The following is a 12,234-nucleotide window of genomic DNA, read 5'->3' on the forward strand; positions in this document are numbered from 1 at the left end:
CACGCCGCGCCGGGCGCCGGCCGGCCGGTCGGGACGGCAGCTCCCGGCGAGAACGCGGCGGCGACGGCGGCCGCGCCACCGGGCCGCACGCCGCGGCCGCGGCGCCGCTCGAGGGCGGCGAGGCCGGCGGGATCCTCGGGACAGGCGGGATGGAGCACGCGTCCCGCTCGGGCGCCGCGCACGGCGTGGTGGACGTCCCCGGGACGATGCATGCCCCTCTCATCGACCGGAGGGCGCCCCCCGCCGAGTCTCACGCCGCCCCGGTGGACGAACGGCAGCGGCCCTTCCGTCGGACGGGAGGGCCGCTGCACTGCGGTCGTGTGCGCTGCGGCTACTTCCCGCGCTTGCGGGCGACGTCGTAGGCGGGGCGCGGGAGGCCGTCCGGGCCGACGAGACCGGCGTCGAACGGGCGGCGCTTGCCCTTCGAGTTCGGCTGGTCGGAGACCGTGAAGCCGGTGAAGTTGTAGAGGTAGACGCGCGTGATCTTCTTGTACTTCCGCGCGATCTTGAACATCTGCTTCACGGACTTCGCCTGGCGCTTCAGGTCGTACTTGAAGCCGCCGAACTGCGCGAGGCCGCCGGTCTCCGTGAGCCACATCTTGCTCCCCTTCGGCATCCGCCTGAGGATGTAGCTCGTCCGCTTCATCGAGTTGCGGTTCGTGTCCGAGTAGTTGTGGAGCCCGAAGAGGCGAGGCTTGAGGGGCTTCGAGTGGCGGACGAAGTCGCGCATGTACTTCGCGGCGCCCTTGAAGTCGGTGTCGAGGAGGTCGAGCGCGACGATCGTCTTCTTGCCCTTCGTCACGCTGCGGAGCTGCTTGTAGTAGCCGGCGGCGAGCTTCGCGCCGCTCGAGCCCTTGCAGAGCTTCTTCGGCTGCGAGGGGCAGGCGTTCACCTCGTTCCACGGCTGGTAGGCGCTCACGCGCTTGCCGTACCTCTTGTGGAAGCGGGAGACGGCCTTGCGGTAGGCCTTCAGCGAGGGGGCCTTCTTCTTGTTGCCGAAACGCGAGTGGTTGAACGCGACGAGGACCTTCGCCCTCTTCGTCTTCGCCGCCGCGAACCACGCGTCGACGTCCGCGCGCTCCTGCTTGTGGCTCATCACGTCGTAGGAGACGATGTAGCGGACCTGGCGCATCTTGAGCCCGTCGTAGAACGGGCTGGCGAACATCGACGCCTGCTGGTCGCCGATGCCGGTCGCGAAGGCGTGGCTCGCCGTGGGGACGGCGAGCATCGTGGTCGCCGCGAGCGCGGCGAAGAGGACGATGCGACGCATGAGTGTGTGCTGAACCCCTGTTGGTGGTGGATCGGGACCGCGGACCGGACCCTGGAGAGTACTCGGCACCGCGGGCCCCGGGCTTGAGTCCCGGGGGGGGTGTGCGACGTCAGTCCTGCATCGCCGCGACGCCGCCGACGAAGAGGCGCGTGATGAAGTCGACCGCGGCCTCCACGTCGGGCGGATCGCCGTCGAGCATCCGGACCGCGACCTCGAAGCCGGCGCCCACCATCGCGGCGCTCAGGGTCTCCGCATCGACATCGGACGGGAAGAGCCCGGCCGCCACCCCCGCCCGGATGTCCTCGGCGAGCTCCTCGCGGCCGGCGCCGAGGGCCGGCTCGTCGAAGAGCGAGCGGATCGTCCCGGCGTTGCGGCGCATGACCGCGAAGAGCCTCCGGTCCTCGGCGAAGAACCGGTAGTAGGCGCGGAAGCCCTCCGCGATGAACGCCTCGACCGTCGTCGTGCCGGCGCGCGCCTCCCGCACGCGCGCGCGCAGCTCCACGGCGACGTCGTCGAGGAGCGCCCGGAGGACCGCCTCCTTGTCCGGGAAGTAGTTGTAGAAGGTCCCGCTCGCGAGCCCCGTGCGCCGGACGATGTCGCGCACCGTCGCGGCGCCGTAGCCGAGATCGGCGAAGACCTCCGTCGCGGCCTCGAGGATGGCCGCGCGGTTGGCGGCCTTCGTGCGCGCGCGTCGCCCGCCGGGGGCGTCAGTGCCGGTCGACACGGGCCCCTAGCGCCGCGCGCCCGCGATGTCGGAGGCCGCCGTCGCGCCGCCGGCGCCCGGCGGCTCGTCGGGCGGTCGCGGCGTCGGGCCCTCACCGTGGGCCGGCGGCCGCAGGAGCGAGACGGCGACGGCGATCGCGAGCGTCGCGACGATGACGCCGAGCGAGAGCCCGATCGGGATGTGCCAGAGGTCCTCGATGAGCATCTTCGTCCCGATGAAGACGAGGAGGAAGGCGAGCCCGAACCGGAGGTAGTGGAACTTCTCCTGGGCTCCGTCGAGCAGCCGGTAGAGCGCCCTGAGCCCGAGGAGCGCGAAGGCGTTCGCCGCGAAGATGACGAACTCGTCCGTCGTGATGCCGAAGATCGCCGGGATCGAGTCGACCGCGAAGATGACGTCGGCGGTCGCGACCGCGACGACGACGACGAGGAGGGGCGTCGCCATCCGGATCCCGTTCTCCTTCACGAAGAGGGACTCTCCCCGGTAGCCCGACGACACGGGGACGAAGCGGCGAACGAGGCCGGTGCCGGGGATCTTCTCGGGATCGACGTCCTCGTTCTCCTCGGTGACCGCCATCCGGATGCCGGTGAAGAGCAGGATCGCGCCGAAGACGTAGAGGACCCAGTCGAAGGACTCGACGAGGGCGGCCCCCGCGAGGATGAAGATGAGCCGCAGGACGAGCGCGCCGATGATCGCCCAGACGAGCACGGTCGCCCGGACCTGCGTCGGCACCGACATCGCGCCGAAGATGAGCGCGAAGACGAAGACGTTGTCGAGCGACAGCGAGCGCTCGAGGACGTAGCCGGTGAGGTACTCGGTCCCCGCCGTCGACTCGCCCGCGACGATGAGCGCGACGCCGAAGAGGAGCGCGATGACGAGCCAGACGAGGCTGAACACGACGGACCGCCGCATCGACGCGACCTGGTGGTTCCTCTCGAAGAGGAACATGTCGACCGCCAGGCTGACGAGGACGAAGACGGCGAGGCCAGCCCAGAGGGCGAATCCGGCATCCATTCGTCACAGGGTAAGGGGCGGGGCGCTGCGGGGAGGCCACGGTCGCACGTGGACCGGGCGGCGCCGTGGCGCGAGGATGCGGGGACGAACACGGCACCCTCGGGCGACAACCCCGCCCCGGCGCGACGTGGTCGTCGCGCCGGGGCGTTGGTCGGGTCAGCGCACGACTCGTATCGTGCCGCCCCGCGCGTGCCCGCGCCATGGGGCGGACGGCGGTCATCGCGACCCGTTCCGAACCCTCCGATCGGACCCCCTCCGATCGGATCCCCCCGGCGCGTGTGCCGCTCCGCGGCCGCTGGACGGACGCGTACGATCGTGCGGTGACGCCGGAGAGCATCCGCATCCTCGTCGCCGAGGACCACCCCCTGTTCCGCGAGGCGCTCGCGAGGACGATCCGCGAGCAGCCGGACTTCGACCTCGTCGGCGAGGCCGGGGACGGCCGCGAGGCCCTCGAGCTCATCCGCTCCCTGCGACCGGACGTCGTCGTCCTCGACCTCAAGCTGCCCGAGTACGACGGGCTCCAGATCCTCTCGATCCTGCGCCACGACGAGACGGACGTGAAGGTCGTCCTCATCAGCGCCTTCCTCGACGGGACCCTCGCCTACGAGGCCGTCGCCGCCGGGGCCGAGGCGTACCTCTCGAAGGACGCCGACCGCGAGCAGGTCCGGGCGACGATCCAGGCCGTCGCCCGCGGCGAGACCGTCCTCGCCCCCGAGATCCAGGCGGGCATCGCCCAGGAGATCCGCACGCGGGGCGGCGACCGTCCCGCGCTCTCCCCGCGCGAGCGGGAGGTCCTCGCCCTCGTCGCGGAGGGCCGCAGCGCCCCGGACATCGGCGAGGCGCTCTTCCTCTCCCCCGCGACCGTCAAGGGCCACCTGCAGGCGCTGTACGACAAGCTCGGCGTGTCCGACCGCGCGGCCGCCGTCGCGGAGGCGATGCGGCGCGGCCTCCTCGAGTGAGGGATGCCGCGCCGGCTCGCACTCGAGCGCCTCGGGGACGACCCGGCACGCGTCGTCGCCGTCGTCCGCCTCGCGGCGGTCCCCGTGTTCCTCGTGGGGGAGCGCGCGATCGACCATCCCGACGCGCGCAACGTCACCTTCCGCATCATCCTCGCGATCGGCGCCGTCTACGCGCTCGTCCTCGCGTGGCGGGCGTTCACGGACTCCTCTCCCCGCCTGCGCGTCACCTTCCCGGTCGACCTGCTCCTCCTCGGGCTGCTCACCTACGCGTCGGGCGGGCCCTTCAGCCAGCTCCGCTACGGCTTCTTCGTCGTCCCGGTCACCGCGGCGCTCCTCGGCGGCCCGGGCGCGACGGGGGTCGCCTCGCTCGCCGCGGTCTGCTGCTACCTCGCGGCGACGATCAGCTACCCGGAGACGCGCGCACCCGGGTTCGCCTTCCAGGTGACGAACACGGTCTACCTCCTCTGGGTCGGGCTCGCCGCGACCCTCGTCAGCGCCGTCCTCGAGCGCCGCCAGCGCCTCATCGGCGACCTCTCCGCCGAGCGCGGTCTCCTCCTCGCCCGCGCGATCGAGGCGGAGGAGCGGGAGCGGCGCCGGCTCGCGGAGGCCCTCCACGACGAGGCGATCCAGAACCTGCTCGCGGCCCGTCAGGCGCTCGGGGCCGCGCGTCCCGACCTCGACCTCGTCCGCACGGGGGTGGATCGCACGGTCGCCCAGCTCCGCGATGCGGTGTTCGACCTCCACCCTTACCTCCTGCGCCACGCCGGGCTCGACGCGGCCCTGCGCGAGGTCGCGGCGCGCAGCACCGAGCGCGCGTCACGGTTCTCGTGGACCGTCGACGTCGACGAGGCGGCCGCCGGGCCGCACGCCGAGGTCGTCTTCGCGATCGCCCGCGAGCTCATGACGAACGCGGTGCGCCACTCCGGGGGCACGCGCGCCTCCGTCGAGGTCGCCCGCGAGAACGGCTCCGTCCGCGTCACGGTCGCCGACGACGGCGCCGGCATCGACGCCGGGGCCGTCCGCTCCGCCCCGGCGACGGGACACGTCGGGCTCGCGTCGTGCGCGGAGCGCGCCGAGGCGCTCGGAGGGCGGCTCGACGTCACGAGCGCCCCTGGCAGGGGCGCCCGCGTCGACGTGCGGCTGCCGCTCGACGACCGGTCGCCGGACCCTCCGGGCCGCCGGCGCGCCGGCGGCCCGGAGGGGGTCGCCTAGCCTCGATCCAGGCGCCGCGAGAGTCGGCGGATCCGGGCTAGGAGGTGGTCCGCGGCGAGGAGGCGCCGAGGCCGGGCCCGACGTGCAGCGGCGGGGCGGCGTCGGGACGCTCGTCCTGGTCGGCGTCGCCCGGGTGCGGTCCGCCGCCCTCCGGGCTGTGGCTGAGCTCGCGGAGGTAGCGGTCGCACATCCGCGCCGCCTGGCGCCCCTCGTTGATCGCCCACACGATGAGCGACTGCCCGCGCCGCGCGTCGCCGGCGACGAAGACGCCGTCCTGCGAGGTCGCGTAGACCGGGGCCTTCACGTTGCCGCGCTGGTCCTTCTCGAGGCCGAGACCGTCGACGAGCCCGTGCTCGGGATGGAGGAAGCCCATCGCGAGGAGGACGAGGTCCGCCTGGAGCTCGCGCTGCGAGCCCTCGACGGGGCCGAACGGCGGCGCCGGCTCGGCCGTCGCGATCTCGAGCGCCGTCACCTTGCCGCCCTCGCCGACGAACCGCGTCGTCGTGACGGAGAAGTCCTGCTCGCCCTTGTGGACGGCCTGAGCCTCCTCCATCGCGTAGGAGAGCCGGAACTTCTGCGGCCACAGCGGCCACGGCGTGCGGTCGTCGGGACGCTTCACCGGGGGCTCGGGGAGGAGCTCGAGCTGCGTCACGGAGAGAGCGCCCTCGCGGAGGGAGTTCCCGACGCAGTCCGCGCCGGTGTCGCCGCCGCCGATGACGACGACGTGCTTGCCCTTCGCCGTGATCGCCTCGGGCTCGGGCGCGGCGGCGTGCGGCGCGGGCTGCTCCGGCTGCGTCGCCGCGACCCAGCGGTTGCGGACGTAGAGGTAGTCCATCGCGAAGTGGATCCCCTCGAGGTCGCGCCCCTCCACCGGGAGGTCGCGAGGAACGCGCGAGCCGATCGCGAGCACGACCGCGTCGAACTCCTCGCGCAGCTGGTCGACCGTGACGTCGGTGCCGACGTCGACGCCGCAGCGGAGCTCGACGCCCTCGGCGACGAGCTGCTCGACGCGGCGCTCGATGACGCGCTTCTCGATCTTGAAGTCCGGCACGCCGAAGCGCATGAGGCCGCCGGGCGACTCGTCGCGCTCGAAGAGGACGACCGTGTGGCCGTCCCGGCGGAGCTGCTGCGCGGCGGCGAGCCCCGCAGGGCCCGCGCCGACGACGGCGACGGACTGCCCGGTCTCGACCTCGGGCGGCTCGGGGACGACCCAGCCGTTCGACCACGCGGTGTCGATGATCGTCTGCTCGATCTGCTTGATCGTCACCGAGTCGCCCTCGCGGATCTCGAGGACGCAGGCGGCCTCGCACGGGGCGGGGCAGAGACGACCCGTGAACTCCGGGAAGTTGTTCGTCGCGTGGAGCTGGCGGATCGCCTCCTCCATGCGGCCCCGGTAGACGAGGTCGTTCCAGTCCGGGATGAGGTTCCCGAGCGGGCAGCCGTTGTGGCAGAACGGGACGCCGCACTCCATGCAGCGCGCGCCCTGCTGCGCGACCGCCTCGATCTCCTGCGGCGCGACGAACTCCTTGTAGTTCTCGAGCCGCTGCTCGGCGTCGTCGTACCTCTGCGCCGAGCGCTCGATCTTCAGGAAGGCTCCGAGCTCACCCATCGCTACTCCCCCTCTCCGTGGCGGACCTCGGGCGTCCCGACCGGCCCTGTCGTCTCGTCGGCGAACTCGTCCGCGGTCGGCGCGGCGTTCGCCGCCTCCTGCGCCGCGAGCTCCGCGAGGACGCGCTTGTAGTCGGTCGGGAAGACCTTCACGAACTTCTTCGAGAGGGTCGCCCACTCCTCGAGGACGCGCCGCGCGACAGGCGAGCCCGTGCGCTCGGCGTGCTCGGTGACGAGCGAGCGGACCTCGATGAGGTCGGCCTCGTCGAGCGGCTCGATCTGGTCGGCCATCGCCGGGTTGATGCGGTGGCGGAAGCCGCCGAGCTCGTCGAGGACGAACGCGAGGCCGCCGCTCATGCCCGCCGCGAAGTTGCGGCCGGTCGGGCCGAGCACGACGACGCGGCCGCCGGTCATGTACTCGCAGCCGTGGTCGCCGACGCCCTCGATGACGGCCTGCGCGCCCGAGTTGCGGACGCCGAAGCGCTCGCCGGCGAGGCCGCGGAAGAACGCCTTGCCGGAGGTCGCCCCGTAGAGCACCGTGTTCCCGACGATCACGTTCTGCTCCGCGGCGTACGTGGCGCCGTCGGGCGGCATGACCGTCAGGGTGCCGCCGGAGAGGCCCTTGCCGGTGTAGTCGTTCGCGTCCCCGTGGAGGCGGAAGTCGACGCCGGCCATGAGCCAGCCGCCGAAGCTCTGGCCCGCGGAGCCGCGGAACTCGACCTTGATGGTCTCGGGAGGAAGCCCCTCGACGCCTCGCGTCTCCGCGATGCGCGACGAGAGCATCCCGCCGACGCAGCGGTTGACGTTGCGGACCTCCGTCTCGATCTCGACCGGCTCGCCGCGCTCGATCGCCGGCTCGGCGCGCGCGATGAGCTCGTGGTCGAGCGCGTCGGAGAGGACCTCCGGCGGCGCCTCGATCCGCCGCAGCGGCGTCCCCTCGGGGAGCTCGGGCCGGTGGAGGAGGTGCGTGAGGTCGACGCCGCGCGCCTTCCAGTGGTCGATCGCCTCGTCCGTGCGGAGGAGGTCCGCGCGGCCGATGAGGTCCTCGAACTTCCGGATGCCGAGCGAGGCCATGATCCCGCGGACCTCCTCGGCGACGAAGAAGAAGAAGTTCACGACGTGCTCGGGCTCGCCCTCGAAGCGCTCCCGGAGGACCGGGTCCTGCGTCGCGATGCCGACCGGGCACGTGTTGAGGTGACAGGCGCGCATCATGATGCAGCCGGTCGCGATGAGCGGCGCGGTGGAGAAGCCGAACTCGTCGGCTCCGAGCATCGCGGCGATGGCGACGTCGCGCCCCGTCTTCAGCTGCCCGTCGGTCTGGACGTTGATCCGCGACCGCAGGTCGTTGAGGAGGAGCGTCTGCTGCGTCTCGGCGAGACCGATCTCCCACGGGACGCCGGCGGACACGATCGAGCTGAGCGGCGAAGCGCCCGTGCCCCCGTCATGGCCGGCGATGACGACGTGGTCGGCGTTCGCCTTCGCGACGCCGGCCGCGACCGTCCCCACGCCGACCTCGGCGACGAGCTTCACGCTCACCGAGGCCCGCGGGTTCGCGCACCGCAGGTCGTAGATGAGCTGCTTGAGGTCCTCGATGGAGTAGATGTCGTGGTGCGGAGGCGGGCTGATGAGGCCGACGCCGGGCGTGGTGTGCCGCACCGAGCCGATGTACTTGTCGACCTTGTGGCCCGGGAGCTGGCCGCCCTCACCGGGCTTCGCCCCCTGCGCCATCTTGATCTGGAGCTGGTCGGCGTTGACGAGGTAGTGCGCGGTGACGCCGAAGCGACCGGAGGCGACCTGCTTGATCGCCGAGCGACGGAGGTCGCCGTTGTCGTCCTGCGTGAAGCGGCGCGGATCCTCGCCGCCCTCACCCGTGTTCGACTTGCCGCCGAGGCGGTTCATCGCGATCGCGAGCGTCTCGTGGGACTCGGTCGAGATCGAGCCGAGCGACATCGCGCCCGTCGCGAAGCGCTTCACGATCTCCTTGGCGGGCTCGACCTCGTCGAGCGGGATCGCCTCGGCGCCCTCCGCCCGGAACGTGAGCAGGCCGCGCAGCGTCGCCTTGCGGGCCGCGTCGGTGTTCACCAGCTCCGCGTACTCGCGGTACTTCTCCTCGGCGCTCTGCTCGCTCGGCGCGCGCACGGCGTGCTGGAGGAGCGAGATCGTCTGGGGGTTCCACTGGTGGTGCTCGCCGTCGCGACGCCACGCGTAGACGCCGCCGACGGGCAGCCGCTCGTCGTCGTCCGGCTCGACGACGACGCCGGCGGTCCTCGGGTACCCGCGGTCGTGACGGTCGAGCGCCTCCTGCGCGAGGACGCCGAGGCCGACGCCGCCGATCCGCGACGCGGTGCCGGCGAAGTGCCGCTCGACGAGCTTCTCGTCGAGGCCGACCGCCTCGAAGATCTGGGCGCCGGTGTAGGACTGGATCGTCGAGATCCCCATCTTCGAGATCGTCTTGAGGAGGCCCTTCCCGAGCGCCTTCACGACGTTCTTGTCGGCCTGCTCGCGCGCGACGTCGCCGAGGAGGCCCTCGGCGTGCAGGACGCCGAGCGTCTCGAACATGAGGTACGGGTTGATCGCGTTCGCGCCGTAGCCGAGGAGCGTCGCGAAGTGGTGCACCTCACGAGGCTCGCCCGACTCGAGGACGAGCCCGGCCTTCAGGCGCGTCCCCGCGCGGACGAGGTGGTGGTGGACCGCCGCGACCGCGAGCAGCGACGGAATCGCCGCCCGCTCCGCCGACATCCGACGGTCGCTGAGGATGAGGACGTTGACGCCGGCCTCGATCGCGTCGTGCGCCTCGTCGCAGGCGTTCGTGAGCCGCGCCTGCATCCCCGCGACGCCCTCGGCGACCGGCCAGGTGATGTCGATCGTGTGCGCGCGGAAGCCGCTCGCGTCGATCTGGCGGAGCGTCTCGAGCTCCTGGTCGCGCAGGATCGGCTGGTCGAGCGCGATCTGCCGCGCGTGGCCCGGCGACTCGTCGAGGAGGTTGCCGTGCGCGCCGATGCCGGTCGAGAGCGACATGACGATCGCCTCGCGGATCGGGTCGATCGGCGGGTTCGTCACCTGCGCGAAGAGCTGCTTGAAGTAACTGAAGAGCGGCGGGCGCTGGTCGGAGAGGACCGCCAGCGAGTTGTCGTTGCCCATCGAGCCGATCGGCTCCTCGCCCTTCATCGCCATCGGCGTGAGGAGGACGCGGAGGTCCTCCTGGCTGTAGCCGAAGGCCATCTGGCGCGGACGGAGCGTCGCGGGACGCTCGCTCGTCGGCTCCACGACCGGGAGGTCGTCGAAGTGGACGACGTTCTCCTTGAACCAGTCCGCGTAGGGCCGCTGGGTCGCGACCTCCTTCTTCACGGCCTCGTCCTCGACGATGCGGCCGCGCTCGAGGTCGACGAGGAAGATCTTCCCCGGCTGGAGCCGGCCGAGGCGCTTGATGTTCTCGGGGCGGATGCCGAGCATGCCGGCCTCGGAGCCGAGGACGACGTGGCCGTCGGTCGTCTCGGCCCAGCGGCCGGGACGCAGGCCGTTGCGGTCGAGCGTCGCGCCGACGACCTTGCCGTCGGTGAAGCAGACGGCGGCGGGGCCGTCCCACGGCTCCATGAAGCAGGAGTGGTAGGCGTAGAAGCCCTTGAGGTACTCGGGCAGGTCGTCCCGGTCGGCGTAGGCCTCCGGGATCATCATCATCGCCGCGTGCGGCAGGGAGCGGCCCGAGAGCATGAGGAGCTCGAGGACGTTGTCGAACGTCGCCGAGTCCGAGCCGTCGGGGCGGACGCACGGGAGCACCTTCTGCAGGTCGCCGCCGAAGAGCTCGGACGCGAGCTGCGACTCGCGCGCCCGCATCCAGTTGATGTTCCCCATGAGCGTGTTGATCTCGCCGTTGTGGGCGATGACGCGGTAGGGATGCGCGCGGTCCCAGCTCGGGAACGTGTTCGTCGAGAAGCGCGAGTGGACGAGGGCGAGCGCGCTCTTGAAGCGCTCGTCCTGGAGGTCCGGGAAGAAGGACCGCACCTGGTAGGAGATGAGCATCCCCTTGTAGACGCAGGTCCGCGAGGAGAACGAGGGCGCGTAGAAGTCCGGGCCGGCGGCGAGCTCGACGATCCGGCGGATGACGTAGAGCTTGCGCTCGAACGCCATCTGGTCGGCGGTGAAGCCGGGCCCCGCCGCGACGAAGAGCTGGCGGATCGTCGGGCGCGACCCGTTCGCCGTGTCGCCGACGTGGTCCTCGTCGATCGGGACGTCACGCCAGCCGAGGACCTGCTGGCCCTCGACCCGCACGTTGAGCTCGAGGAGGTCCTCGACCTTCCGGCGGAGCTGCTCGTCGCGCGGGAGGAAGCACACCGCGACGCCGTACTGCCCGAGCGGCGGCAGCTCGAACGGGACGACGCCCCGGAAGAAGGCGTCGGGCATCTGCGTGAGGATCCCGGCGCCGTCGCCCGTGCGCGCGTCGGCCCCCGCGGCCCCGCGGTGCTCGAGGTTCTCGAGCGCCGTGAGCGCGCGATCGACGACCTCGTGGGTCGGCGTGTCGTCCAGGCGGGCGACCATCGCGACGCCGCAGGCGTCGTGCTCGTAGCGCGGGTGGTACAGGCCCTCGGCCTGTGGGGGCTGAAGTGGCGTCGTCATATTCGAGGCTCCCGGAACGGACGGGTGTGCCCGCAGGCGGAACGGCGAAGTGTACCGAGCAGGGGCCGATCCGACCCCGCCAGGCGGCCTGGCGGGACCTCCGACCGACGCCCGTCTGCGACTCAGCTCGAGGACTTCGAGGCCCGGGAGCGCGACGGCGCGCCGGTGCCCCCTCCCTTCTTCTTCCCTGCGGAGGACCCCTTCCCCGTGCCGCCCGCCCCGTTCTTCGCGGAACCGCGCGAGCCTCCGGGCGTCTTCTTGCCGCTGGTGGACGGCGCCTTGCGCGAGCGGGCGGCCGTCTTCTTCTTGCCGCCGTCGCCCTCGGAGCGCACGGCGTCGAGGCTGGCCTTGAGCGCCGCCATGAGGTCCGGGACCTCCTCGGCGGGCTCCTCGGGAGTCTCGACCACCGAGATCTCCTCACCGGCGGCCTTGCGCTCGATGAGGTCGAGGACCTGGGCGCGGTACGTGTCCTCGTAGCGGTCGGGCGCCCAGTCCCCGGCGAGCGACTCGACGAGCTGCTTCGCCACGTCGAGCTCGCGCTCGGTCGTCGTCACCTCGTCGGCCGCGGGCACCTCGTCGAGCGTCCCGGGGTCGACGATCTCGTCGTGGAAGACCATCGTCTCCAGGCCGAGGACCTCGCCTCCGCCCATCGGGCGGATCGCGACGAGCGTCTCCTTCGTGCGGATGACGACGCGGGCGATCGCGACGCGCCCCGTCTCCTTCATCGCCTCGAGAAGGAGACGGTAGGGCTTCGCGCCTCCCGTGCCCGGTGCGAGGTAGTAGGCGGCGTCGTAGAAGACCGGGTCGATCTCGTCGAGCTCGACGAAGTCCTCGAT

The 12,234-nt window shown here is 72.1% G+C and carries 9 protein-coding genes; 2 read left to right on the plus strand and 7 right to left on the minus strand.

All coding sequences use genetic code 11. The features are described 5' to 3' along the window. The 4 genes from ACME2J_RS20730 to ACME2J_RS20745 form a co-directional block, all read right to left on the minus strand. A partial coding sequence (locus ACME2J_RS20730) for a hypothetical protein (protein ID WP_495546851.1) occupies positions 1–212 on the minus strand: 212 nt, incomplete at its 3' end. Between the two features lie 119 nt (positions 213–331). Further along, a complete protein-coding gene (locus tag ACME2J_RS20735; RefSeq protein WP_495546852.1) occupies positions 332–1,270 on the minus strand; it encodes a hypothetical protein in 939 nt (312 codons plus the stop codon). 109 nt (positions 1,271–1,379) lie between these two features. Further along, complete coding sequence (locus ACME2J_RS20740) at positions 1,380–1,994, minus strand: TetR/AcrR family transcriptional regulator (RefSeq protein ID WP_495546853.1); 615 nt, start codon at positions 1,992–1,994, stop codon at positions 1,380–1,382. Between the two features lie 6 nt (positions 1,995–2,000). Next, on the minus strand, positions 2,001–3,005 hold the full coding sequence (locus ACME2J_RS20745; protein WP_495546854.1) for a TerC/Alx family metal homeostasis membrane protein: 1,005 nt from the start codon (positions 3,003–3,005) through the stop codon (positions 2,001–2,003). Between the two features lie 320 nt (positions 3,006–3,325). On the opposite strand from ACME2J_RS20745, the gene ACME2J_RS20750 reads away from it, so the two are divergent. Beyond that, positions 3,326–3,964, plus strand: coding sequence for a response regulator (locus ACME2J_RS20750; protein ID WP_495546855.1), 639 nt, complete (start codon positions 3,326–3,328; stop codon positions 3,962–3,964). Between the two features lie 3 nt (positions 3,965–3,967). After that, positions 3,968–5,176: a sensor histidine kinase gene (locus ACME2J_RS20755; protein ID WP_495546856.1), complete on the plus strand. Its 1,209-nt coding sequence runs from the start codon at positions 3,968–3,970 to the stop codon at positions 5,174–5,176. 37 nt (positions 5,177–5,213) lie between these two features. On the opposite strand, the gene ACME2J_RS20760 is transcribed toward ACME2J_RS20755, so the two are convergent. From ACME2J_RS20760 to ku, 3 genes are all read right to left on the minus strand, one after another. After that, on the minus strand, positions 5,214–6,785 hold the full coding sequence (locus ACME2J_RS20760; protein WP_495546857.1) for a glutamate synthase subunit beta: 1,572 nt from the start codon (positions 6,783–6,785) through the stop codon (positions 5,214–5,216). Positions 6,786–6,787: 2 nt separating this feature from the next. Further along, complete coding sequence (gltB, locus tag ACME2J_RS20765; protein WP_495546858.1) at positions 6,788–11,398, minus strand: glutamate synthase large subunit; 4,611 nt, start codon at positions 11,396–11,398, stop codon at positions 6,788–6,790. A gap of 122 nt (positions 11,399–11,520) precedes the next feature. Beyond that, positions 11,521–12,234: non-homologous end joining protein Ku (gene ku / locus ACME2J_RS20770; protein ID WP_495546859.1), on the minus strand; the 714-nt coding region annotated here is incomplete at its 5' end.

It is taken from the genome of Paraconexibacter sp., from assembly GCF_059438195.1.

Bases quoted from the DNA above. Each gene is read 5' to 3' on its own strand.
- gltB (WP_495546858.1), bottom strand. From the start codon at position 11,398: ATGACGACGCCACTTCAGCCCCCACAGGCCGAGGGCCTGTACCACCCG.
- ACME2J_RS20735 (WP_495546852.1), bottom strand. From the start codon at position 1,270: ATGCGTCGCATCGTCCTCTTCGCCGCGCTCGCGGCGACCACGATGCTC.
- ACME2J_RS20755 (WP_495546856.1), top strand. From the start codon at position 3,968: ATGCCGCGCCGGCTCGCACTCGAGCGCCTCGGGGACGACCCGGCACGC.
- ACME2J_RS20745 (WP_495546854.1), bottom strand. From the start codon at position 3,005: ATGGATGCCGGATTCGCCCTCTGGGCTGGCCTCGCCGTCTTCGTCCTC.
- ACME2J_RS20760 (WP_495546857.1), bottom strand. From the start codon at position 6,785: ATGGGTGAGCTCGGAGCCTTCCTGAAGATCGAGCGCTCGGCGCAGAGG.